The sequence below is a fragment of the Mycobacterium heidelbergense genome (assembly GCF_050205645.1).
Classification (GTDB): Bacteria; Actinomycetota; Actinomycetes; order Mycobacteriales; family Mycobacteriaceae; genus Mycobacterium; species Mycobacterium heidelbergense_A.
Genome location: NZ_JBNMQT010000002.1, coordinates 27,638 through 50,363, shown reverse-complemented (window position 1 = coordinate 50,363; position 22,726 = coordinate 27,638). Strand labels below are relative to the sequence as shown.

The following is a 22,726-nucleotide window of genomic DNA, read 5'->3' as shown; positions in this document are numbered from 1 at the left end:
GAATCCTAGTGATCCCAGGGTCCGGCTGACCCGAATTGCAACACGTTCTAGTCTTGGGGCCATGAGTCGCGCCGGCGACGATGCAGTGGGGGTACCGCCCGCTTGCGGGGGACGAAGCGATGAGGAGGAGTGGCGCCATGAGTGACGAGCTGCTGCGCAACCCGACCCACAACGGCCACCTGCTGGTGGGCTCGCTCAAGCGCCACAAGAACAAGCCGGTGCTCTTCCTCGGCGACACCACGCTGACCGGCGGCCAGCTGGCCGAGCGGATAAGCCAGTACACGCAGGCGTTCGAGGCGCTGGGCGCCGGCACCGGCGTCACGGTCGGCCTGCTGTCGCTCAACCGTCCCGAGGTCCTGATGATCCTCGGCGCCAGCCAGACCCAGGGTTATCGGCGCACCGCGCTGCACCCGCTCGGCTCGCTGAACGACCACGCCTACGTGCTCAACGACGCCGGGGCGAGCGCGCTGATCATCGACCCCAACCCGAATTTCGTCGAGCGCGCGCTGGGACTGCTGGAAAAGGTGGACTCGCTGAAGCAGATCCTCACCATCGGCCCGGTCCCCGAGGCATTGAGTGGCGTGGCCGTCGACCTGTCCGCCGAGGCCGCCAAGTACCAGCCGAAGCCGCTGGTCGTTGCCGACCTGCCGCCGAACCATATCGGCGGCCTGACCTACACCGGCGGCACCACCGGCAAGCCCAAGGGCGTGATCGGCACCACCGGCAACATCGCCACCATGACGTCGATCCAGCTCGCCGAATGGGAATGGCCGGAAAACCCGCGCTTCCTGATGTGCACGCCGCTGTCGCATGCGGGGGCGGCGTTCTTCACGCCCACCCTGGTCAAGGGTGGCCAGATGATCGTGCTCGCCAAGTTCGACCCGGCCGAGGTGCTGAGAGTCATTGAAGAGCAACGCATTACGGCGACCATGCTGGTGCCCTCGATGCTGTACGCGCTGATGGATCACCCGGATTCGCGCACCCGTGACCTGTCGTCGCTGGAGACCGTGTACTACGGCGCCTCGGCGATCAACCCGGTGCGACTGGCCGAGGCGATCCGGCGGTTCGGCCCGATCTTCGCCCAGTACTACGGGCAGTCCGAGGCGCCGATGGTGATCACCTACCTGGCCAAGGGCGATCACGACGAGAAGCGACTGACATCCTGCGGGCGCCCAACGCTTTTCGCGCGGGTCGCGCTGCTGGGCGAGGACGGCAAGCCGGTGCCGCAGGGCGAGCCGGGCGAAATCTGTGTCAGCGGACCGCTATTGGCCGGCGGCTACTGGAATCTGCCCGACGCGACCGCCGAGACGTTCAAGGACGGCTGGCTGCATACGGGCGACATGGCCCGCGAGGACGACGACGGGTTCTACTTCATCGTCGACCGGGTCAAGGACATGATCGTCACCGGCGGCTTCAACGTGTTTCCCCGCGAGGTCGAGGATGTCGTCGCCGAACATCCGTCCGTCGCGCAGGTCTGTGTCGTCGGGGCGCCGGACGACAAGTGGGGCGAGGCCGTCACCGCCGTCGTGGTGCTGCGCTCGGACGCGGCCCGCGACGACGCCGCGATCGAGGCGATGACCGCCGAGATTCAGGCCGCGGTCAAAGACCGCAAGGGCTCGGTGCAGTCGCCCAAGCGGGTGGTCATCGCCGAGTCGCTGCCGTTGACCGGGCTGGGCAAGCCGGACAAGAAGGCCGTCCGTGCGCAGTTCTGGGAAGGCGCGGGACGCGCCGTCGGCTAATGCGTTGGGCCCCAACGTGACGCTGCGGTCACGTTCGCGGTCGAGTGTGACGGTGGCGTCACGCTCGGCGGGCATGGTTAGGGTTGCACCATGGCTGCCTTGAGTGACAACCCTTTTGACGCGGCGGCGTGGCGGCCCGTCGACGGCTTCGACGATCTGGCCGACATCACCTACCACCGCCACGTCGAGGATGCGACGGTGCGGGTGGCCTTCGATCGGCCCGAGGTGCGCAACGCGTTTCGGCCGCACACCGTCGACGAGCTGTACCGGGTACTGGACCACGCCCGCATGTCCCCCGACGTGGGCGTGGTCCTGCTGACCGGCAACGGACCATCGCCCAAGGATGGCGGCTGGGCGTTCTGCTCCGGCGGCGATCAGCGCATCCGCGGCCGGTCGGGCTATCAATACGCCTCCGGCGAAACCGCCGACACCGTCGACGCCGCCCGGGCCGGCAGGCTGCACATCCTCGAGGTGCAGCGGCTGATCCGGTTCATGCCCAAGGTGGTCATCTGCCTGGTCAACGGGTGGGCGGCCGGCGGCGGGCACAGCCTGCACGTGGTCTGCGATCTCACCCTGGCCAGCCGCGAGCACGCCCGCTTCAAGCAGACCGACGCCGACGTCGGCAGCTTCGACGGCGGCTACGGCAGCGCGTACCTGGCCCGTCAGGTCGGCCAGAAGTTCGCCCGCGAGATCTTCTTCCTCGGCCGCGCGTACACCGCCGAGCAGATGCACCACATGGGCGCGGTCAACGAGGTCGTCGCGCACGCCGAGCTCGAACGCGTCGGGGTGCAGTGGGCGCGCGAGATCAACGCGAAATCGCCTCAGGCACAACGGATGTTGAAGTTCGCGTTCAATCTGCTCGACGACGGTCTGGTGGGTCAGCAGCTGTTCGCGGGCGAGGCCACCCGACTGGCGTACATGACCGACGAGGCCGTCGAGGGCCGCGACGCGTTCCTGGAGAAGCGTGCACCGGACTGGACCCCGTTCCCGCGCTATTTCTGAGCGGTCCGGCGCGCCTACACTCGCCCCCTGTGAGCAAGAGTCCCCTTCGCCGCCTGACCGACCAGCTAGTGCTGGCCACCATGCGGCCGCCGATTTCGCCGCAAATTCTCATCAACCGGCCCGCGATCAAACCGGTCAGCCTCGACGGCAAGCGGATTCTGCTCACCGGCGCGTCGTCGGGCATCGGCGAGGCCGGCGCCGAACTGTTCGCCAAACACGGGGCCACCGTGGTCGCGGTGGCCCGCCGCCAGGAGCTGCTGGACGCGCTGGTCGACCGGATCGCGGCCACGGGTGGCGCGGCGACGGCGATCCCGTGCGACCTCTCGGACATGGACGCCATCGACGCGCTGGTGTCCGAGGTCGACGAGCGCCTCGGCGGCATCGACATTCTGATCAACAACGCCGCCCGGTCGATCCGGCGACCGCTGGCCCAGTCGCTGGAACGCTGGCACGACGTCGAGCGAATCATGGCGCTGAATTACTACGGCCCGCTGCGCCTGATCCGCGGGCTCGCCCCCGGGATGATCGAGCGCGGCGACGGGCACATCATCAACGTCTCGACCTGGGGAGTGATGTCGGAGGCATCGCCGATGTTCGGGGTGTACAACGCGTCGAAGGCCGCGCTGGGAACCATCGGCCGGGTCGTGGAAACCGAGTGGGGCCACAAGGGCGTGCACTCGACAACGCTCTACTATCCGCTGGTCGCAACTCCTATGATCAAACCGACGAAGGCGTATGACGGGATGCCCGCTTTGAGCCCGGAAGAAGCCGCCGAATGGATGGTCACCGCCGCCCGCACCCGGCCGGTGCGGATCGCGCCGCGGATGGCCGTCGCCCTCAACGCGTTGAACACCGTCGGCCCCCGCTGGGTCAATGCACTCATGGCACGCCGCGCCGACCACCTCAACGATTCCCACTAACTCCGGGAGGTCGCCATGCCTGATCTGTGGGCCACCATCGCGGCCGAGCGCGGGGCGCTCGCCAACGACCTCGCCGACCTGGAGCCGGCGCAGTGGGAGACGCCGTCACTCTGCCCGGGCTGGACGGTCCGCGACATCGTCGCGCACCTGTCGGCGACCGCCTCGCTGAACCCGGCCACGTTCTTTCTCAACATGGCCAAGGCCGGGTTTAGCTTCGACAAGTTCGCCAACGCGCAGATCGCCAAGCACCGCGGCCCCGACCCGGCCGCCACCCTGAGCGAATTCCGTGACCTGCAGAACTCCACCTCGGCGCCGCCCGGCCCCAAGACCTCCTGGCTCGGTGAGGTGGTGGTGCATGGCGAGGACATGCGCCGTCCGCTGGGCATCGCGCACACCTACCCGCCCGACGCGGTTCGGGAGGTGATCGACTTCTTCAAGGGCTCCAACATGCTGATCGGATCCAAGAAGCGCGTCGCGGGGCTCGCCCTGAAGGCCACCGACGACGACTGGCAGCACGGAGAGGGCGAGGCGGTAGAGGGTCCACTGCTGTCGTTGCTCCTCGCGATGACCGGTCGCGCCGCTGGCTGCGACGACCTCGCCGGCCCCGGCGTGCCCACGCTGCGCAGCCGGTGCACGTGATAGACACGACGCTATGGAGATCCTGGCCAGCCGGATGCTGCTCCGGCCGGCGGACTATCAGCAGTCGTTGAGCTTCTATCGCGACAAGATCGGCCTGGCCATCGCCCGCGACTACGGCGCGGGCACAGTGTTTTTCGCCGGCCAATCCCTGCTGGAGCTGGCTGGCTACGGCAGCCCCGACCACTCCCGGGGCCCCTTTCCCGGCGCGCTGTGGCTACAGGTCCGCGATGTCGCGGCCACCCAGGCCGAGCTGGAGGGCCGCGGGGTGGCGATCGCCCGCGAGGCGCGGCAGGAACCGTGGGGCCTGCGCGAGATGCACGTCACCGATCCAGACGGAATCACGCTGATTTTCGTCGAGGTCCCGCCCGACCACCCCCTGCGCCGAGACACGCGCGGCGACCGTGGGGAACGTAAGGTTAACTAAGCGCTAATATTCAACGACGAGTCGAGGTACACCTGCGTTTCCGCCAGCCCAGCGTTCGACAATTTAATCCCCCAACTACCAGAATCAGGCGCTGTGAACATCGATTTGTTCCTCCTCATCATCGTCGTAATCACGGCACTCGCTTTCGATTTCACCAACGGCTTCCATGACACCGGCAACGCGATGGCGACCTCCATCGCCAGCGGCGCCCTGGCGCCCAAGGCCGCCGTCGCGCTGTCCGCGGTGCTCAACCTGGTGGGCGCGTTCATGTCCACCGCGGTCGCGGCCACCATCGCCAAAGGCCTGATCGACGCGCACATCGTGACCCTGCAGCTGGTGTTCGCCGGCCTGGTCGGCGGCATCGTCTGGAACCTGCTGACCTGGCTGCTCGGCATCCCGTCCAGCTCCTCGCACGCGCTGATCGGCGGCATCGTCGGCGCGACGATCGCCGCCGTCGGCGGGCACGGTGTGATCTGGAAGGGCGTGGTGTCCAAGGCGATCATCCCGGCCGTCGTGTCCGCGATCCTGGCCATCGCCGTCGGAGCCCTCGCCACCTGGCTGGTCTACCGGATCACCCGGGGAATCCCGAGCAACCGCACCGAGGCCGGGTTCCGCTACGGCCAGTGGGGTTCGGCGTCGCTGGTCTCGCTGGCGCACGGCACCAACGACGCGCAGAAGACGATGGGCATCATCTTCCTGGCGCTGATGTCCTACGGCGCGGTCAGCAAGACCGACCTGGCTCCGCCCCTGTGGGTGATCGTTTGTTGCGCGCTGTCGATGGCCTTGGGCACCTACCTGGGCGGCTGGCGGATCATCCGCACCCTGGGTAAGGGGCTGGTCGAGATCAAGTCGCCGCAGGGTATGGCAGCCGAATCATCTTCGGCCGCAGTCATTCTGCTGTCCGCACACTTCGGTTACGCGCTGTCGACGACGCAGGTCTGCACCGGTTCGGTGCTGGGCAGCGGGCTGGGCAAGCCCGGCGGCGAGGTGCGCTGGGGCGTGGCCGGCCGCATGGTGGTCGCATGGCTGGTGACGCTTCCGTTGGCCGGCTTGGTCGGGGCGGTCACCTATTGGATCGTGCACCTCATCGGGGGATTCCCCGGCGCGATCATCGGCTTCGGCCTGCTGATCGCCGTCTCGTCGGCGATCTACCTGCGGTCGCGCAGGGTCAAGGTCGACCACAAGAACGTCAACGCCGAATGGGAAGGCAGCCTCACCGCCGGCCTCGAGGGTTCGGACGAAAAACCGCCGTCCGATGCGGGCCCTAGGGCAGGTGGCGCGGCCGGCACCGGCTCGCACGACACCGTGATCGCGGGCAACGCGTCATGAGCCACTTCAGCGAATGGTTCAACTACCGGGCCTCCCTGAAGATCCTGCTCTTCGCCATGCTGGCCGGCGGGGCGCTGCCGGGGCTGTTTGCGCTCGGACTGCGGTTCCACGCCGTCGGCGCCGGACAGGTCAACCCCGACGGCGGCGCACCGCACAAGAATCCGGTGCTGCTGGCGATCGCGTGGGCCATCTATGCGGTCGTGATCGCCGTGATCGCCCTGGCTCTGCTGTACATTTCCCGCGATTTCATTGCGCACCAGACGGGTCAGGCCTTCCTAGGGGCCAAACCTAAGTAGCATTGAATCGTTGTCCACCGACCTGCCGATCCCTCGCGCGGAGAGATAGCAAGTGAACCGATTCCTGAGTTCCGTTGTCTCGTGGTTGCGCGCGGGATATCCGGAGGGCGTTCCAGCGACCGACACCTTCGCGGTGCTCGCGCTGCTGTCCCGGCGGCTGACCAACGACGAAGTCAAAGCCGTGGCCGGTGACCTGATGGCGCGCGGCGAATTCGACAAGATCGACATCGGCGTGGCGATCAGCAAGCTGACCGACGAACTGCCGTCCGAGGACGACATCGAGCGGGTGCATGCCCGGTTGGCCGCCAAGGGCTGGCCGCTCGATGAAGAGCACGACGACGGGGCCCACGCATAGCCGTTCTGCGGGCGCTGCGCGTCGCACCGGGCGCCGCCACCGAGGCGCTGTTGCCGGCGCTGGCCGGGGTGCTGGATGGCGGTGATCCCGCTCTGGTCGTGGCCCCCGCGGGTGCGAGCGACTCCGAGCTGCGCGCGTTGCGCGTGGGCGAAGCCATAGACGACGACATCGCCCTGGTGGCGACGACGTCGGGCACCACCGGCGCGCCCAAGGGAGCCTTGCTGACCGCGGCCGCCTTGGTCGCCAGCGCATCGGCGACGCACGACCGTCTCGGCGGTCCGGGGAGCTGGCTGCTGGCGTTGCCGCCCCATCACATCGCCGGCGTACAGGTGTTGGTGCGCAGCGTGCTCGCCGGTTCTGCGCCCGTCGAGCTGGATGTTTCCGCCAGCTTCGACGTCACCCAATTGCCCGGCGCCGTAAGGCGATTGGGCTCCGGCCGGCGGTACACGTCGCTGGTTGCCGCGCAGCTGGCCAAGGCTTTGACCGATCCCGCGGCGACGGCGGCGCTGGCCGGCCTGGACGCCGTGCTGATCGGCGGAGGGCCGGCTCCGCGGCCGGTGCTCGAGGCCGCCGCCGCGGCGGGCATCACCGTGGTGCGCACGTACGGGATGAGCGAGACCGCCGGGGGCTGTGTCTACGACGGCGTCCCGCTGGACGGGGTCCGGCTGCGGGTGACCGACGGGCGCATCGTGATCGGCGGGGCGACGCTGGCCAACGGCTATCGCAACCCGGTCGATCCCGATCCATTTGCCGAGCCCGGCTGGTTTCGCACCGACGACCTCGGCGCCCTCGACGACGCGGGCGTGCTGACCGTGCTCGGCCGCGCCGACGACGCGATCAGTACCGGAGGGTTGACCGTGCTGCCGCAGCCGGTCGAGGCGGCGCTATGCGCCCATCCCGCCATCAGCGACTGCGCGGTGTTCGGGCTGGCCGACCCGACGTTGGGCCAGCGTGTGGTCGCCGCGGTCGTGGTGAGCGACGGTTGCGCGCCCCCGACGCTGGACGCGCTGCGGGCGCACGTGTCGCGCGCGCTCGACGCCACCGCCGCACCGCGCGAGCTGCACATCGTCGCGGCGCTGCCGCGACGCGGGATCGGCAAGGTGGACCGGGCGGCGTTGGTGCGCCGGTTCGCCGATGCGGGCGATCAATAGGCTGGGCGATCGTGAGGATTGCTCGCCGGGAGTGGTTGGCCGTCGCCGTCGCTGTCGTCCTGCTGGCCGCGGCGTTCGTGCTGCCGCGGTTGAACTGGGGCGTCAAACCCCGTTCGGATACCGGCCTGGAACATTTCGCCATGCGGGCGGGCGCCGCGCCGATCTTCGGCTATTGGGACGCCCATGTCGGCTGGGGAACCGGCCCGGCGATTCTCATCGCGGTCGCCGCCGTGTTGTGGGGACCGACTGTGGCGCAACGTCTTTCGTGGCGGGCCCTACTTCTGGCCAGCTGGGCCACCGCGTGCGGGTGGGCGTTTGCGCTGGCGATGATCGACGGCTGGCAACGCGGCTTCGCCGGACGGCTGACCACCCGCGACGAGTACCTGTCGCAGGTGGGAAGCATCACCGATATTCCAGCGGCGGTGCGCACGTTCTCCAGCCGGATCCTCGACTTCCAGCCGAACTCGTGGATCACCCACGTCTCGGGGCATCCGCCGGGTGCGCTGCTGACGTTCGTGTGGCTGGACCGGATCGGCCTGCACGGCGGGGCCTGGGCGGCCCTGCTGTGCCTGCTGGCCGGCTCCAGCGCGGCGGCGGCCGTGCTGATCGGTGTTCGCGCGCTGGCCGACGAGCCGACCGCGCGACGGGCCGCACCGTTCGTCGCGGTGGCGCCGACGGCGATCTGGGTGGCGGTCTCCGCCGATGCCTACTTCGCGGGGGTTGCGGCGTGGGGCATCGCGCTGCTGGCGGTCGCGGTGCACCGGCCGGTCCGGTTCCCCGCGCTGGTCGCCGCCGCCGCGGGTCTGCTACTCGGCTGGGGGGTGTTCGTCAATTACGGCCTGGCACTGATGGGCATCCCGGCGTTGGCGGTGTTGGTGTCGGCGCCCGGGTGGCGAGCGGTCCTACGGGCGCTCGGGCCGGCGTTTTTGGCCGCGCTGGCGGTGGCGGTGACCTTCGCCGTGGCCGGGTTCTACTGGTTCGACGGCTATACCCTTGTGCAGCAACGCTATTGGCAGGGAGTGGCCAAGGACCGGCCGTTCGCGTACTGGAGCTGGGCCAACCTGGCCAGCGTGGTGTGCGCGGTCGGGCTGGGCAGCGTCGCGGGGATCGCCCGGCTGTTCGACCGGGCCGCGATTCGTGGCCGCTCCGGTTTTCACCTGGTGCTGCTCGCGATGTTGGCGGCCATCGTCGTCGCCGACCTGAGCATGCTGAGCAAGGCCGAGGTCGAGCGGATCTGGCTGCCGTTCACCGTCTGGCTCACCGCGGCACCCGCGCTGCTGCCGGTACGCTCACACCGAATGTGGTTGGCGCTCAACGCTACCGGCGCCCTGGTGATCAACTCCGTAATCTTCACGAACTGGTAGGCGGCCATGGAAGAACAGCCACGCCTGGCCCGTCGGCTCGGCACGACCGACGCGGTGGTGATCGGGCTGGGCTCGATGATCGGCGCCGGTGTGTTCTCGGCGTTCGGCCCGGCCGCGCGGGCAGCGGGCGCGGGCCTGCTGATGGGGCTGGCGGTGGCCGCCGCCATCGCATACTGCAACGCCACCGCGTCGGCGCAACTGGCCGCGGTCTATCCGACGTCGGGCGGGACGTACATCTACGGGCGTGAACGCCTCGGCCCCTGGTGGGGCTTCATCGCCGGGTGGGGTTTCGTGATCGGCAAGAGCGCGTCGTGCGCGGCCATGGCGCTCACGGTCGCCAGCTACGCGATTCCGGGGCCGGCATGGGCGCAGCGAATCATCGGGGTGGGATCCGTAGTCCTGCTGATCGCGCTGAACTACCGGGGCGTCACCAAGACCGCGCTGCTGGCCCGAATATTGTTGGCCTGCACGGTGATTGCACTTGCCGCGGTGGTCGTCGGGATCGCGGTGACCAGGCCTGCACCGTCACAGTTAATGCACTGGCCGACCGGCACGGTCTACGGCGTTCTGCAGTCGGCAGGGTTGCTGTTTTTCGCGTTCGCCGGTTACGCACGGATCGCGACGATGGGCGAGGAGGTTCGCGACCCAGCCCGCACGATCCCCCGCGCGATAACCCTCGCCCTGGCGATCGCGGTCGCGATCTATTTCGTGGTCGGAGTGGCGGCCCTGCTCGCCGCGGGACCCGATCGGCTCGCGCATGCCGCCGCGCCGCTGGCGGAGGCCGTCCGGGCCGCCGGGGTCCCGGCGCTGGTGCCGGTGATCACCGTCGGCGCCGCGCTGGCCAGCCTGGGCGCGCTGCTCGCGCTGATCGCCGGGCTCGGCCGCACCGTGCTGGCGATGGCCCGTCATCGCGATCTGCCCGGGTGGCTGGCGGCCGTTCACCCGCGCTACCGGGTACCGCACCACGCCGAGGTCGCACTGGGCGTCGTCGTCTGCATCCTGGTGGCCACCGTCGACCTGCGCGGGGTGATCGGCTTCTCGTCGTTCGGGGTGTTGATTTACTACGCGATCGCCAACGCCTCCGCCTATACGCTGCGAGGCGAAAGGCGCCGCCGCATCCTCAACGTCTGCGGCCTGGCGGGTTGCCTGCTACTGGTCGCCACCCTGCCGTGGACTTCGGCGGTTGCGGGGCTGGCCGTGTTCGCCGTCGGGATCGTCGGCCGGTTCGTGGTGTTGCGGTTGCGGGCCTGAGCTCCCCTGCCGCGTGTGCGTCGATGGCGCCCAGGACGCACACTGACCGCCCAGGACGCACACGCGAGCGGTCTTATAGCCCGGCCGCGCGGGTGACGCGGGCGAACCGACTGGCCGGCCCGCACGCATCCCGGACCGCGGCGATGTCGGCGACGACGTCGAAGTCGGCCAACGGTTCCACCAGGGTGACGTCAATACCGTTGTCCCGCAACGCCTTCACCGTGAGCTCCCCTGTGTCGGGCTGAGACATCGGGACGTGGCGTAGGCATTCGGCCATCGCCGGCGCGCGCACGCCCAGCATCCACCATCCGCCGTCGCGCGCCGGCCCCAGCACGGCGGGCGACTCGACTAGCCGCCGCGCGCAGCCGGTCAACAGGTCGGCGGTCACCTGCGGGGTGTCCATGCCAATCTGCAGCACCGGATATCCCTCGAAGCCCGCGTCGGCGTGCGCGTTGGCGAGCCGGTCGGCGAAGCCGTCACCGCGCTGCTCGATCACAGTGAACGATGCGAGCCGTCGCCGGATCTCGGCGGCGCCGGCGGCGGTGTCCAGATCGCCGGTAAGCGCAACCACCCGCGCCGCCACCGGCGCGGCGGCCACCGCATCCAGCGTGTCCAGCAGCGCGGCCGCGGCGATGTCGGCGGCGACCTCGTCGCCGACCGTCGCGGCGAGCCGGGTCTTGGCGCGGCCGGGTTCCGGAGCCTTGGCCACCACCAGCAGGGCCACCGGCAAGCCGCTCAAGAAATCACCTTCCAGAAGTCCACGATCGCGGTGATGCTGCCCCGCAGCGAACCGCTGACCTTCGACTTGCCGCCCGTCCGGGGGCCATAGCTGACGTCGAGCTCCACCACCCGCCAGCCGGCGGCCGCGGCTCGCACCAGCAGCTCGAGCGGATACCCCGATCGCCGGTCGGCGACTCCCAGGTTCAGCAGCGCCTCCCGCCGCGCAACCCGCATCGGCGCGATGTCGTGCACGGGCAGGCCGTGGCGGGTGCGCAGTCGCCAGCTCATCACGATCGTGCCGACTCGGGCGACCCACGGCCAGTGCAGTCCCGGCACGGGTCGGCGCCGGCCGATCACCAGGTCGGCACCGTCCTCGAGCGCGGCGACGAGCCGCGGCAAGTCGCCAGGGTCCATGGAGCCGTCGGCGTCGATGACCGCCACGATCGGCGTGGTCGCGGCGACGACGCCCGCGTGCACCGCCGAGCCGTACCCGGGCCGCGGCTCCACGACCACCTCGGCGCCGTGTCGGCCCGCGACCCCTGCGGTGTCGTCGGTGCTGTTGTTGTCGACCACCAGCGCCCGATAGCCGGCGGGGATAGCTGCCAGCACCGCCGGCAGCGACTCCTCCTCGTTGAGGCAGGGCAGCACCACCGTCACCGCGTCGTCGGGCATGGCTGCCGACAATAGCCGGGCGACAATGCGGGCCGACGGCCCGCTAAGGGGGTTCGATATGCCGTGGCGGGGCCCTTAGTAGTGGCGTGGCTGCTGCGGGAAGAGGGGCTGCTGCGGGACCACGGGCTGCTGCGGCACGACCGGCTTCGGGACCACCGGCTGTTGCGGGACCACCGGCTGCTGCGGGACCACCGGCTGCTGCGGCACGACCGGCTTCGGGACCACCGGCTGTTGCGGGACCAGTGGCTGCTGCGGCACCACCGGTTGCTGCGGCACCACCGGCTTCGGAACCACCGGCTGTTGCGGGACCACCGGCTGCTGCGGCGCCACCGGCTTCGGAACCACCGGTTGTTGCGGGACCACCGGCTGCTGCGGGACCACGGGCTGTTGCGGGACCACCGGCTGCTGGGGCGCTGGCTGCTGCGGCACCACCGGCTTCGGGACTACCGGCTGTTGCGGCACCACCGGCTGCTGCGGCACCACCGGCTTCGGGACTACCGGCTGTTGGGGCACCGGCTGCTGCGGCACCACCGGCGGTTGCGGAGCCACCGGCGGCAGGGGCACCACCACGGGCGGCTGCGGGACTACGGGCGGCAAGTTTGGGGGCGCTTGTTGCACCGGCAACGGAATGATGATCGGGATCGGAATAAGCGGGTTCGGGTTGGGCACAAAACCTGGTAGGGCCGGTGCTACCGGCGCAGGGTTGACCGGCGCTACCGGCGCCGGGTTGACCGGAGCAACCGGCGCCGGGTTCACCTGGACAACCCGCGCGGGACTGTCCCCGCCGCGCGACACCAACTGCGGCGGAATGTAGCCCTTGGAGTCCGGAATGACGCCGCCCTGGAAGCCGGCGTTGGGCTGGTCGGGCGGGGGCGGCGGTATCGGCGCCTGCTGCTGTGTCGGCAACAGTGGCATGAACTTGCCCGGGGCGGCATTCTGGATCCCCACCAGCGGCGCCGCGCTCGCGGTCGGCCGAACCGCGATGGCCACGGCAGCGGCCAGCGCCGCGAATCCGATGACGGCGAACGCGATGACCGCATTGCCGAGCAGCACTGACCGTCGGCTCAGCGGTATCCGAACGGTCGCGGCTGGGTCTTCATCAAAGTCGTCGTACTCGTCAACCTCGTCTGCGAACGGTTCGGCATCCTCGGCCTCCGAGTACGCAAGCCGTGGTTCTTCCGCACCGGAATCCGCCAGCCCGGACGTGGGGGCGATCCCGGTCGCGTCTCCGCTGACCGCGGTCACGGGAGCTATCGAGGTCGCCGCTCCCGCTGTGACCGGCGTCGTGGGCGTCAACCCGGCTGCCAGCGCCGCGCCGCGGGCGAGTGCGAACGTGGGGTCTTCGGGAATCTCCACCCGCACCGTTGACGCGTCGCGAAGCTGGTCGGCAACCCCGATGAGGTTCGACGACGAGCCGACGAGGTAGACGTCCTGCGGGGCCCCCGGCTGGCCGTCGAGGGTGGCCATCATCGTGTCCAACGCGGCGGTAGCGTCACCGCCCCCAAGGGGCCGCCTGGCCAGCATGGTCGGTGCTTCACCTTCGCCGGCCGCGCCCACCAGCGACAGCGTCGCCGTGTCGTCGTCGACGACGAGCACACCGCCGGCCCGCCCGGCCGCACGCATCAATGCCGTCACCGCCTCGGACTCCGACAGCACGGCAACATTGTGGACACCCGAGTCTTCGAGCGCCCGGCGGACTTGGTCGGCCTTCGGGGTATCCGGCCAGCACAGCCGGGTCCCGACCAGGCGATTGCCCTCGTCGGCCAGCAGCCGATCTGTTCCGACCACGGTCCGGGTCAGGGTGTCGATCGGGTGGTCGGCGATGTCGAAGACGGATTGGTCGAGCACGCCAGATCCTGGTGCGTCCGACCCGACAAGCGCCAGGCGGGCGACGGGACCTGCGACCGCGACTCCCAAGACGACGTCCATCCCGGCGCTCCTTCGGCTGGCTAACCTTCAGCCAGCATGTCCTGGGATCATTACACTGCGATACCGCCCGCAATACCAGTCATTTGGGCAATATTGTTTGCCTGTGGGCGTAGGCGGGTCAGCAAACCGCTCGAGCGCACCCGACCACCAGCGCTCGATACCCGACGGGGCTCAGTGGTGGGGGGTGAGAATTGGCGCCTTGGGGGTCACCGGCTGCTGAGGGGTCACCGGCTGTTGCGGGGTGACCGGCTGCTTCGGAATCGTCTGAGTCGGAATCGTCTGAGTCGGAATCGTCTGAGTCGGAATCGTCTGAGTCGGAACTGTCTGCTGCACCGTCGAGGTCGGCGGTGTCGTCGTCACCACCTGCTGCTTCTGCGTCGTCGTCGGCTGCGTGGTGGTCGTGGTCGGCTGCGTCGTGGTCGTGGTCGGCTGGGTCGTGGTCGTGGTCGGCTCCGTCGTGGTCGTCGTCGGCGTCGTGGTGGTAGTTGACGAGGGGCCCAGCGAGGTCGTTGTCGTGGTGGTCGTCGTCAGCGTCGTCGTGGTCGTCGTAGTGGGTCCGAGCGGCGGGTACGGAACGATGATCGGAATCGGTATCGGCACATAGGGATTGGGATTCGGCACGAAACCGGGAACGCCCGGCGCGGGGTTGACCGGGGCAGCCGGCGCTCCGCCCGACATCAACTGCGGGGGAATGTAGCCGTTGGAGTCCGGAACGACGCCGCCCTGGAATCCGGCGTTGGGCTGATCCGGTGGGGGCGGCGGAACCGGCGCCTGCTGTTGCGTCGGCAGCAGCGGCATGAACTTGCCCGGGGCGGCGTTCTGGTGCCCGACCACCGGTTGCGCGCTCGCGGTCGGCCGGACGGCCACCGCCACCGCGACCGCCAACGACGCGAATCCGACGACCGCGAACGCGATGACCGCGTTGCCGAGCAACACCGACCGCCTGCTCAACGGCAGCGGCCCGGTCTCGGCGTCGTCACCGTCGAACTCGCCGTACTCGTCGTCTAACCCGCCGGCACCGAGGGGCTCGCCCTCGTCGGCCATCGAATACGCCAGCTGCTGGTCCTCGGCGGCCGGTTCGGCCGCAGGCGCGAAGGCCGTCTCGTCTCCGGTCCGCCCGGTCACCGGCGAATAGGCCGTCTCGTCTCCAGTGAGTCCCGCCGCCGGCGCCATCGCGGTCGCGTCTCCGGCCGACAACAGCGCCCCCGGCACGGCGGCCAATGCCGCTCCGCGGGCCAGCGCGAAGGTGGGGTCGTCGGGGATCTGCACCCGCATCGTCGACGCCTCGCGGATCTGCTCGGCGACGGTGTTGATGTCGGACGACGCGCCCACGAGATAAAGGTCTCCCGCGGCGTCCGGCTGGTCGGCGAGCCTGGCCATCAACGTGTCGAGTGTGCCCGTGGCTTGATCGCCGGATTCGCCCGCCAGCGGTGCGCTGGCCAGCAGGGTGGGCGGCGCACTCTCGTCCTCCACCACCGGGCCCAACAGGGTCGCCGCGTCGTCGCCGACCACCAGCGCGGGACCGGACCGCCCCGCCGCGCGCATCAGCGCCGCGACAGCCTGCGATTCCGACAGCACCCTGACGTCGATGACGCCGGAATCCTCCAGCGCCCGTCGCAACTGATCGGCTTGGGGATGGTCGGTCCAGCAAAGCCGCGTGGCGGTCAGGCGGTGGTTCTGGTCGGCCAACAGCCGATTCGTGCCGACCACGGTCTCGGTCAGCGTGCCGACCGGGTTGTCGGCCAGGTCGACTTCGGATTGGTCGATCACGTCGGCACCCTGCGCGCCCCGCCCAATAAGCGCCAAGTGGGCAATGGGGCCGGTGACCGCGACCCCCAACACGACGTCCATCCCGACTCTCCTTCGGCTGGCCACCCCGCAACCAGCATGTCCTGGCATCACTACACTGCGATACCGTCGGCAGTAACAGTCATTCGGGCGACAGCGTCCGCCTCTGAGCGCAGCGTAACCGGTTCCCAAACCTCGGGACCGTCTCCGCGGAACAACGTCCGCGGAATCGCACGTTCTCATCACAGCCACTGCCGCGTCGTCCGAACGGGGATTATGTTTCCAAGTAAGCAACGCAGTCGGCCGGGCAGGTGGTTCCCTCGCCACCCAACCGAAGCGGCGCCGCCAGCAACCGTCCTCGATACCCGGGGGGAACCGTGAGCCAGAGCAGCGACGACGCGCCCACCGGCCCGATCAACGACCAAACGCAGCGACTCGCCGCCGTCGGCGCGCCCGCTCAGGCTCCGGTTCCGCGCGCGGCGGAGCGGCCGAGGCGTCGCCGAAACATCGTCAGCGACCTATTCGCCGCCGCCTTGCTGGTGATCGCGCTGGTGCTGCCGTGGAATCTGTACTCCGGTTTGGGGATCCCGCGCAGCAGCCGGAACCTGCTCGCGGTGCTGTTCGCGGTGACGTTGTTGTCCCTGATCTCACTCGTCGCGGCCGGGGCCTGGAGATCGACCAGCCCGCAATTCAACGCCGCGGCGGCCAACCGAATCCGTCTGTGGCTCAACGTCCCCTACATGCTGCTGGTGCTCGCGTTCGTCGCCTTCGACGCGGTCGAGACCGTCCGATTCGGCGGCACCGTCACCGTGCCCGGCGGCGTCGGCCCGGGCGCATGGTTCGGCATCGCCGGATCGCTGCTGTGCGCGCAACCGGCGATCACCGGTGTGGGCGCCGACGACGAGAAGTTCGCCGGGTGGCAGCGCTCCGCCCGGATCATCGGCTACGCGTCGCTGGTGCTGGCGGTGCTCAGCTTCGGGTTCAACCTGTACTGGCGGGTCAAATACGCGGTGACCGGCGGTTCGGGCTTCGGCAAGCAGAACATCTCGGTCATCATCACGGCGGTGGTGTACGGCGTCGTGGCGTTAATCGCCGTGCTCGTCGCGTCGCGGTGGCTGCTTCGCAGCACCAAGGCTTCCCGGCTGGCCACCGTCGCGCTCGGAACGTCGACGCTCGCCGCCGGGATCGTCGTATGGATCCTTCCCGTCGGTCGTGACATCGACGCGTTCCACGGCATCGCGCAGAACACGTCGACAGCCGGGGTCGGGTTCGAGGGCTACCTCGCGTGGGCAGCGGCCGCGGCGATTTTTGCGCCCCGGGCACTGTTCGGCGACCGCACCCGGTCGACGACCCAGGAAAACGCCTGGCGCGCGGCGGCCCGAAATGGCTTGCTGCTGATCATCGTGTGGTGTGTCGGATCCATGGCGATGCGGATTACCGACCTGTTCGTCGGGGTGGCGCTGAACTACCCGTACTCGCGATACGACAGCATCGTGCTCGCGGGGTTCGATCTGGGCACCGCCGCCCTCGCGATCTGGCTGCGCGTCAACCTCGCCAACGACGCGGTATCCGCGCGGCTGATCTCGTCGCTGTGCGGACTCGTTGCCACACTGAGCATTTCGCGCGTGGTGGTCGGTGTCGTGCTGGCCCCGCGGTTCGAGGAAATTCCGAACTCCGCCGCGCAAAACCCGGTCTACGGAAACAATCTCGCCCAGCAGATCACCAGCACTTTCGACGTGGCCCTGTGCGGGCTGGCGCTGTGCATCCTGGCCGCCGCGATCGTCACGGGCCAACTCACCGGCCGGCGGCTGCGACGGAAGACGCCCCGCGCGGCGCACACGCGTGCGGCGGGGACTGAGCCCGCGCGTCCTCAGCAGGAGGCGGCGACCACCCGCATCCCTGCCGGCGCACCGCCGCCACCGTCGGCCGCACCGACGACGCGTGTGCGGGTCGGCGGCGGATCCGACGCGCCCCGGATCTTCCGCGGCGACGACTCCGGCACCCGCCAGATTCCCGTCCCGAAACCCAAGATCTACCGGCCGCCGGCCGGTCGCTAGCGCAGCGGCGCGAACGCGAATTCGCGCAGCCCGTCGCGCGGGTCGACGGCCGCACGGAAACCCAGCACCTGGCCGGCCCGGGTGGGATCCGCGACGATGTGGCGCACGTCGCCGCTGCGATACTGCCCGGTGATCACCGGATTGACCGAACCGTCGCGCGCATCGCACAGTGCCGTGGCGACCTCCAGGATCGAAATCGGCTGTCCCGAGCAGACATTGACCGCGGTGAAGCCGGAGCCGCCGGCCGAAACCGACGCTGCCGCCACGTTGGCGGCGGCCACGTCGTCGACGTGGACGAAGTCACGCATCTGGCCGCCGTCCTCGAAAACCCTTGGCGGCTCACCCTTTTCCAGTGATGAACGGAAGATCGCGGCCACGCCGGAGTAGGGGGTGTCGCGCGGCATGCCCGGACCGTAGACGTTGTGGTAGCGCAAAGCCACGACCGAGCCGCCCGTCGACTCCGACCACGCCAGCGCGTAATGCTCCTGCGCGGTCTTGCTGGCCGCGTACAGGCTGCGCGGCCGCAGGGCGGCGTCCTCGTCGACGAGCCGCCACCCCAGTTCCTCGCCGCCGACCGGGCAGCGGTGCTCGAAGATCCCGGCATCCAGGTCCGCGCGGCGCCGCGGCAGCGGGTCGACGGGCCCGTGTTCGGGGCAGTGATAGCGGCCCTGCCCGTAGACCACCATCGAGGACGCCAGCACCAGACGCCGCACGCCCGCGGCGAACATCTGGGCCAGCAGCACGGTGGTGGCGAAATCGTTGTGGCCGCCGTAGGCGGGCGCGTCGGCGGCGTCCACGCCCGCGCCCACCATCGCGGCCTGGTGGCAGACCAGGTCGACACCGCGCAAGAGCGGGGCCAGCGCGTCGGCATCGCGGACGTCGACCCTTCGGCATCCCGCCGGTAACACCGCGCTCGGGCCGTGCGCTGCGGGCAGCAGCGCGTCGACGGCGATCACCTCGTGTCCGGCCGCCCGCAGCGCCGCGTCCACCCGCGATCCGATGAACCCGGCCGCCCCGGTGAGCAACACCCTCACGGCAGCTCCACCGGCAACGTCACCCCGGTGTGCGCCAGGCAGTGAGTGCAACCGCGTTCGGCGGCGACCCGGCCGATCGCCGAAGCCACCAGCTTCTTGAACGACCCCATGTTCTTTTCGAATTGGGCGAACACGTCGGTGGCCTTCACGCCCTCGCCCGTCGTGACACCGGCATCCAGATCGGTCACCAAAGCGATTGCCGCATAGCACATTTCGAGTTCGCGAGCCAGCACCGCCTCCGGATATCCGGTCATGTTGACCAGGCCGAAGCCAGCCGAGGCGAACCACCGGCTTTCCGCGCGTGTGGAAAATCGCGGCCCCTGAATCACCACCATGGTGCCGCCGTCGATCACGCCGGGCAGGCCGGTGACCGCCGAGCGCAATGTCGGGCAGTAGGGGTCGGCGAAGTCGACATGGACGGCGCCGGAGTCGAAGTAGGTGTCGGGGCGACCGGTGGTGCGGTCCACCAGCTGGTCGGGCACCACCACACTGCCGGGCCCGTAGGCGGGATTCAGGCTGCCGACCGCGCACGGCGCGAAGACCCGTCGCACCCCGAGCTTGCGCAGCGCCCACATGTTGGCCCGGTAGGGCACGGTGTGTGCCGAGTATTCGTGTTTGGCGCCGTGGCGTGGCAGGAAAGCGACCTCGTGCCCCGCGACCGCGCCGACCGTGACCGGGGCGCTGGGTTCGCCGTACGGGGTCTCCACGTCGATGTCGCGGACGCCGGACTCGAAGAACGTGTAGAAGCCGCTGCCGCCAATCACTCCGAGCATCCGACCATTGTGGTGCATAGGGCAGGATGCCCTGGTGGCCAGTTTCGCGCAGTGGATCTCCGGGGCTCGGCCGCGGACGCTGCCCAACGCGGTGGCACCGGTGGTCGCGGGCACCGGCGCGGCGGCGTGGCTGCACTCGGCCGTGTGGTGGAAGGCTCTGCTGGCGCTGACCGTCGCGGTCGCGCTGATCATCGGCGTCAACTACGCCAACGACTACTCCGACGGCATCCGGGGCACCGACGACGAGCGGGCCGGCCCGGTGCGCCTGGTCGGCTCGCGGCTGGCCAGCCCGCGCTCGGTGCTGACGGCCGCGGTGACGGGCCTGACGGTCGGCGCGGCGGTCGGTTTGGCGCTCGCGCTGGTGAGCTCGCCGTGGCTGATCGTGGTCGGCGCGGGCTGCATCGCCGGGGCGTGGCTGTACACCGGCGGGTCAAAACCCTACGGGTACTCGGGTTTTGGCGAGGTCGCGGTGTTCGTGTTCTTCGGCCTGGTCGCCGTGCTCGGCACCCAGTACACCCAGGCGCTGCGGGTGGACTGGGTGGGACTGGTGCTGGCGCTATCGATCGGGGCGCTGTCGTCGTCGGTGTTGGTCGCCAACAATTTGCGGGACATTCCGACCGATGCGCAGTCCGGCAAGATCACCCTGGCGGTACGGCTGGGCGATGCCCGCACCCGGGTGCTGTATCAGGCGTTGCTGGCGACCGCCGGGGTGTTGACCCTGGTGCTGATGCTCGCGACGCCGTGGTGCGCAACGGGATTGGTGGCCACGCCTCTGGCCCTGCGCGCCGCGCGGCCGGTCCGATCCGGCCGCGGCGGGCCCGAGCTGATCCCGGTGCTGCGCGATACCGGGCTGGCGATGATCGTGTGGGCGATCGCGGTGGCGGCGGCGTTGAGTGTGCGCTCAGGGCTTTGAGTGTGCGCTCAGGGCGCCAGGGCCGCACACGCTAGGCGAAGTGATGAGAGCGCGGCCTAGGCGGCCTTGTCGAGCAGCTCCAGAATCGCGGCGCGCAATTGCGCGGTGTAGACGTGCTCGGTGATCAGTCCGACGGCCGGCTTGTCGCCGCTGCGCATGATGCCCAGGAGGAGATGCGCGCAGGCTATCTCGTTGTCCTTGTGGTGCAACGCTTCTCGCACGGCGAGCTCGACGCACTTCTTGGCGGCGCGGCTGAACGGGATGTGCCCGCGACGGCGGCGCCGCCGGCCCGAGCGGGGCAGCGCGTTGTCGAACGCGTCGGCGCCGAACGTGCGCGCCACGCTGTCGCGCACCGCGCGTAGGTCGATGCCGATGGCGCGCAGCGCCTCCGCGTCCTCGTCGAAGGAATCGTCGGTGCTCGGGGCGGCCTCGAGCAACCGGGCCCGAACCCCGTCGGCGGTCAGGCCGTAGCCGCTCAGCACCCCGGACAGCTCGTTGCCCGCCGCCTCCAGGACGCCGAGCAGCAGGTGCTGCGGCGTGATTTCGCGGGTCCGCAGTTCACGGGCTTCCTCCTGGGCGAGCACGACGGCGACCCGGGCTTGACGGGTGAAGCGCTCGAACATGCGTCATCTCCTCCGGTTGTACTTCTGGTGCACGGCCTGCCGGCTCACCCCGAGCGCCTCGGCGATCGCCTGCCAGCTCCAGCCCCGCTCGCGGGCGTTGGCGACGTGGATCGCCTCCAGGCGCTCCTGCAGTCGCTGCAGCGCGCGCACCGCGCGCAGGCCTATCGCGGGGTCGGCGTTGCTCGCCGCATCGGCGGCGGGCCCGAGGTCGGGCAGGTCGGACAGTTCCGTCATAGACGTCAATGTAACTTGACACTCGGCAGACGTCAATAAAGCTTGACAAATCGGGTCCCGCCCGCTCATCGACTCGGTCAATCCGGTAACAATGAGGGACCGGCGTCGGATCGAGGACCCCATGAATCAGATCACCACGACCAGTGGGCCCAAGAGCATCGGATTGCTCAGCGTCGGCGCATACCGGCCCGAGCGGGTCGTCACCAACGACGAGCTGTGCCGCAACATCGATTCCTCCGACGAGTGGATCCAATCGCGAACGGGAATCAAGACGCGCCGATTCGCCGCCCGCGACGAATCAGCCGCGTCCATGGCGATCGAGGCGGGCCGGCTGGCGATCGACAACGCCGGACTGGCGGCCAGCGACATCGACGGCGTGATCGTCGCGACCAGCACCCATTTCCTGCAGACCCCGCCCTGTGCCCCGGAGGTCGCGACGGGTCTGGGCGCTGCCGGTGTGCCCGCATTCGATATCGGGGCGGGGTGCGCAGGCTTCGGCTACGCGATCGGCGTTGCGGCCGACATGATCCGGGGTGGCAGCGCCGCCAAGATGCTGGTCATCGGCTCGGAGAAGCTGTCCCCCACGATCGACATGCAGGACCGCAGCAACTGCTTCATCTTCGCCGACGGCGCGGCCGGCGTCGTGGTGGGCGAGACGCCCGTTCAAGGCATCGGACCGACCATCTCGGGCAGTGACGGTGAACAGGTCAAGGCCATCCGCCAGGACATCGACTGGATCGACTACATGGACGAACCGACCGGCCCGCGTCCCTTCTTGCGGCTGGAGGGCAGCGCGGTGTTCCGCTGGGCGGCGTTCGAGATGGGCAAGGTCGGTCGGCAGGCGATGGACGCGGCGGGAATCCGGCCCGACGAGATCGACGTGTTCATCCCGCACCAGGCCAACAGCCGAATCAACGAAGTCCTCGCCAAGAACCTGGACTTGCGCCCGGACGCGGTGATCGCCAACGACATCGAGCACACGGGGAACACGTCCGCGGCGTCCATCCCGTTGGCGATGGCCGAACTCCTGGAGACTGGGGCCGCCAAGGCCGGCGATCTGGCGCTGCTGATCGGCTACGGCGCCGGCCTGAGCTACGCCGCGCAGGTCGTTGTGATGCCCAACGGCTGACCGTGTGCTCACGCGTCGTCGTGGTCGGCGTCGCCCGCCTCGCCGCGCAGCCGGGCCTGCAGCTGTTCCCGCTCGCGGCGGCGGCGTTCGCCGGCGACGGCGAGCCCGGCGGTGGCGCGTCGGCGCAGCGGGGCGAACAGCCAGATGCCCAACGGCATCGCGATGATCAATGCGAACAACGCCGCGACGACGACGGGGAACTGGGTGACCCCGAGCAGACGGGCGATTCCGTAGATCGCGGCGGCGAGCGCGACCACCAAAAGCAACCGTGCGGCCGCGTAGACCAGGACGTCGACGACGACGTGATTTCTGGTGCGCTCGCCCGCGCCGGGCCTAGGCTCTTCTGACACAGGTGCGAGCCTACGGCGCGGGTATATTCGCTCA

General features: G+C 69.6%; 23 protein-coding genes and 1 pseudogene. 15 read left to right on the top strand and 9 right to left on the bottom strand.

Translation table 11 applies throughout. From position 1 onward, the window contains the following. Positions 1-67: 67 nt before the first annotated feature. From ACQI5H_RS01690 to ACQI5H_RS01635, 12 genes and pseudogenes are all read left to right on the top strand, one after another. A pseudogene (locus ACQI5H_RS01690) lies at positions 68-145 on the top strand (hypothetical protein); the annotation flags it as partial. Continuing rightward, positions 138-1,739, top strand: coding sequence for a fatty-acid--CoA ligase FadD8 (gene fadD8 / locus ACQI5H_RS01685; RefSeq protein WP_427077712.1), 1,602 nt, complete (start codon positions 138-140; stop codon positions 1,737-1,739). The pseudogene ACQI5H_RS01690 and the gene fadD8, both read left to right, overlap by 8 nt. Before the next feature lie 99 nt (positions 1,740-1,838). Beyond that, the gene (locus tag ACQI5H_RS01680) at positions 1,839-2,741 is read left to right on the top strand and encodes a 1,4-dihydroxy-2-naphthoyl-CoA synthase (protein WP_427077981.1); all 903 of its coding nucleotides are present in this window, start codon (positions 1,839-1,841) and stop codon (positions 2,739-2,741) included. A gap of 29 nt (positions 2,742-2,770) precedes the next feature. Beyond that, complete coding sequence (locus ACQI5H_RS01675) at positions 2,771-3,661, top strand: SDR family oxidoreductase (protein ID WP_427077711.1); 891 nt, start codon at positions 2,771-2,773, stop codon at positions 3,659-3,661. A 15-nt stretch (positions 3,662-3,676) separates the two neighbouring features. Beyond that, positions 3,677-4,300 carry a maleylpyruvate isomerase family mycothiol-dependent enzyme gene (locus ACQI5H_RS01670; protein ID WP_427077710.1) on the top strand — a complete coding sequence of 208 codons (624 nt, stop codon included), beginning with the start codon at positions 3,677-3,679 and terminating at the stop codon, positions 4,298-4,300. A 13-nt stretch (positions 4,301-4,313) separates the two neighbouring features. After that, positions 4,314-4,724, top strand: coding sequence for a VOC family protein (locus tag ACQI5H_RS01665; protein ID WP_427077709.1), 411 nt, complete (start codon positions 4,314-4,316; stop codon positions 4,722-4,724). A gap of 93 nt (positions 4,725-4,817) precedes the next feature. Then, the gene (locus tag ACQI5H_RS01660) at positions 4,818-6,053 is read left to right on the top strand and encodes an inorganic phosphate transporter (protein ID WP_427077708.1); all 1,236 of its coding nucleotides are present in this window, start codon (positions 4,818-4,820) and stop codon (positions 6,051-6,053) included. Further along, entirely contained in the window at positions 6,050-6,349 is a 300-nt protein-coding gene (locus ACQI5H_RS01655) for a hypothetical protein (RefSeq protein WP_427077707.1), read from the top strand. The genes ACQI5H_RS01660 and ACQI5H_RS01655 overlap by 4 nt, the downstream gene beginning before the upstream one ends. 52 nt (positions 6,350-6,401) lie before the next feature. Next, positions 6,402-6,704: a DUF3349 domain-containing protein gene (locus ACQI5H_RS01650; RefSeq protein WP_427077706.1), complete on the top strand. Its 303-nt coding sequence runs from the start codon at positions 6,402-6,404 to the stop codon at positions 6,702-6,704. A gap of 68 nt (positions 6,705-6,772) precedes the next feature. Further along, entirely contained in the window at positions 6,773-7,855 is a 1,083-nt protein-coding gene (gene menE / locus ACQI5H_RS01645; RefSeq protein WP_427077980.1) for an o-succinylbenzoate--CoA ligase, read from the top strand. Between the two features lie 11 nt (positions 7,856-7,866). After that, a complete protein-coding gene (locus ACQI5H_RS01640) occupies positions 7,867-9,219 on the top strand; it encodes a hypothetical protein (RefSeq protein WP_427077705.1) in 1,353 nt (450 codons plus the stop codon). A 6-nt stretch (positions 9,220-9,225) separates the two neighbouring features. Next, positions 9,226-10,470, top strand: coding sequence for an APC family permease (locus tag ACQI5H_RS01635; RefSeq protein ID WP_427077704.1), 1,245 nt, complete (start codon positions 9,226-9,228; stop codon positions 10,468-10,470). Between the two features lie 73 nt (positions 10,471-10,543). On the opposite strand, the gene ACQI5H_RS01630 is transcribed toward ACQI5H_RS01635, so the two are convergent. The 4 genes from ACQI5H_RS01630 to ACQI5H_RS01615 form a co-directional block, all read right to left on the bottom strand. Beyond that, the gene (locus tag ACQI5H_RS01630; RefSeq protein WP_427077703.1) at positions 10,544-11,209 is read right to left on the bottom strand and encodes a TIGR04282 family arsenosugar biosynthesis glycosyltransferase; all 666 of its coding nucleotides are present in this window, start codon (positions 11,207-11,209) and stop codon (positions 10,544-10,546) included. Further along, positions 11,206-11,862, bottom strand: coding sequence for a glycosyltransferase family 2 protein (locus ACQI5H_RS01625; protein WP_427077702.1), 657 nt, complete (start codon positions 11,860-11,862; stop codon positions 11,206-11,208). The genes ACQI5H_RS01630 and ACQI5H_RS01625 overlap by 4 nt, the downstream gene beginning before the upstream one ends. 75 nt (positions 11,863-11,937) lie before the next feature. Next, positions 11,938-13,791: a hypothetical protein gene (locus ACQI5H_RS01620; RefSeq protein ID WP_427077701.1), complete on the bottom strand. Its 1,854-nt coding sequence runs from the start codon at positions 13,789-13,791 to the stop codon at positions 11,938-11,940. A gap of 171 nt (positions 13,792-13,962) precedes the next feature. Then, complete coding sequence (locus tag ACQI5H_RS01615; RefSeq protein ID WP_427077700.1) at positions 13,963-15,642, bottom strand: hypothetical protein; 1,680 nt, start codon at positions 15,640-15,642, stop codon at positions 13,963-13,965. A gap of 443 nt (positions 15,643-16,085) precedes the next feature. Here ACQI5H_RS01615 and ACQI5H_RS01610 point away from each other — a divergent pair, with 443 nt between their 5' ends. Further along, on the top strand, positions 16,086-17,636 hold the full coding sequence (locus ACQI5H_RS01610) for a hypothetical protein (RefSeq protein ID WP_427077979.1): 1,551 nt from the start codon (positions 16,086-16,088) through the stop codon (positions 17,634-17,636). Here the strand turns inward: ACQI5H_RS01610 and ACQI5H_RS01605 are convergent. Further along, entirely contained in the window at positions 17,633-18,670 is a 1,038-nt protein-coding gene (locus tag ACQI5H_RS01605) for an NAD-dependent epimerase/dehydratase family protein (RefSeq protein ID WP_427077699.1), read from the bottom strand. The two genes, ACQI5H_RS01610 and ACQI5H_RS01605, sit on opposite strands and share 4 nt — an antisense overlap. Beyond that, entirely contained in the window at positions 18,667-19,443 is a 777-nt protein-coding gene (locus ACQI5H_RS01600) for an S-methyl-5'-thioadenosine phosphorylase (protein ID WP_427077698.1), read from the bottom strand. The genes ACQI5H_RS01605 and ACQI5H_RS01600 overlap by 4 nt, the downstream gene beginning before the upstream one ends. Positions 19,444-19,477: 34 nt before the next feature. Here ACQI5H_RS01600 and ACQI5H_RS01595 point away from each other — a divergent pair, with 34 nt between their 5' ends. After that, positions 19,478-20,356, top strand: coding sequence for a 1,4-dihydroxy-2-naphthoate polyprenyltransferase (locus ACQI5H_RS01595; protein ID WP_427077697.1), 879 nt, complete (start codon positions 19,478-19,480; stop codon positions 20,354-20,356). Between the two features lie 56 nt (positions 20,357-20,412). Here ACQI5H_RS01595 and ACQI5H_RS01590 read toward each other — a convergent pair whose 3' ends face one another. Both ACQI5H_RS01590 and ACQI5H_RS01585 read right to left on the bottom strand, forming a co-directional pair. Then, the gene (locus ACQI5H_RS01590; RefSeq protein ID WP_427077696.1) at positions 20,413-20,979 is read right to left on the bottom strand and encodes a Clp protease N-terminal domain-containing protein; all 567 of its coding nucleotides are present in this window, start codon (positions 20,977-20,979) and stop codon (positions 20,413-20,415) included. A gap of 3 nt (positions 20,980-20,982) precedes the next feature. Then, positions 20,983-21,213, bottom strand: a complete 231-nt coding sequence (locus ACQI5H_RS01585; protein ID WP_076123526.1) for a helix-turn-helix domain-containing protein — start codon at positions 21,211-21,213, stop codon at positions 20,983-20,985. A 121-nt stretch (positions 21,214-21,334) separates the two neighbouring features. On the opposite strand from ACQI5H_RS01585, the gene ACQI5H_RS01580 reads away from it, so the two are divergent. Then, positions 21,335-22,342 (top strand): beta-ketoacyl-ACP synthase III, encoded by a 1,008-nt coding sequence (locus ACQI5H_RS01580; protein WP_427077695.1) that lies wholly within the window; start codon positions 21,335-21,337, stop codon positions 22,340-22,342. Positions 22,343-22,350: 8 nt separating this feature from the next. On the opposite strand, the gene ACQI5H_RS01575 is transcribed toward ACQI5H_RS01580, so the two are convergent. After that, the gene (locus tag ACQI5H_RS01575) at positions 22,351-22,692 is read right to left on the bottom strand and encodes a DUF4229 domain-containing protein (protein ID WP_427077694.1); all 342 of its coding nucleotides are present in this window, start codon (positions 22,690-22,692) and stop codon (positions 22,351-22,353) included. Between the last annotated feature and the right edge of the window lie 34 nt (positions 22,693-22,726).

Coding starts and splice junctions, on each gene's coding strand:
- fadD8 (WP_427077712.1), top strand. CDS start 138: ATGAGTGACGAGCTGCTGCGCAACCCGACCCACAACGGCCACCTGCTG.
- ACQI5H_RS01670 (WP_427077710.1), top strand. CDS start 3,677: ATGCCTGATCTGTGGGCCACCATCGCGGCCGAGCGCGGGGCGCTCGCC.
- ACQI5H_RS01665 (WP_427077709.1), top strand. CDS start 4,314: ATGGAGATCCTGGCCAGCCGGATGCTGCTCCGGCCGGCGGACTATCAG.
- ACQI5H_RS01655 (WP_427077707.1), top strand. CDS start 6,050: ATGAGCCACTTCAGCGAATGGTTCAACTACCGGGCCTCCCTGAAGATC.
- ACQI5H_RS01635 (WP_427077704.1), top strand. CDS start 9,226: ATGGAAGAACAGCCACGCCTGGCCCGTCGGCTCGGCACGACCGACGCG.
- ACQI5H_RS01625 (WP_427077702.1), bottom strand. CDS start 11,862: ATGCCCGACGACGCGGTGACGGTGGTGCTGCCCTGCCTCAACGAGGAG.
- ACQI5H_RS01620 (WP_427077701.1), bottom strand. CDS start 13,791: ATGGACGTCGTCTTGGGAGTCGCGGTCGCAGGTCCCGTCGCCCGCCTG.
- ACQI5H_RS01615 (WP_427077700.1), bottom strand. CDS start 15,642: ATGGACGTCGTGTTGGGGGTCGCGGTCACCGGCCCCATTGCCCACTTG.
- ACQI5H_RS01600 (WP_427077698.1), bottom strand. CDS start 19,443: ATGCTCGGAGTGATTGGCGGCAGCGGCTTCTACACGTTCTTCGAGTCC.
- ACQI5H_RS01590 (WP_427077696.1), bottom strand. CDS start 20,979: ATGTTCGAGCGCTTCACCCGTCAAGCCCGGGTCGCCGTCGTGCTCGCC.
- ACQI5H_RS01585 (WP_076123526.1), bottom strand. CDS start 21,213: ATGACGGAACTGTCCGACCTGCCCGACCTCGGGCCCGCCGCCGATGCG.
- ACQI5H_RS01580 (WP_427077695.1), top strand. CDS start 21,335: ATGAATCAGATCACCACGACCAGTGGGCCCAAGAGCATCGGATTGCTC.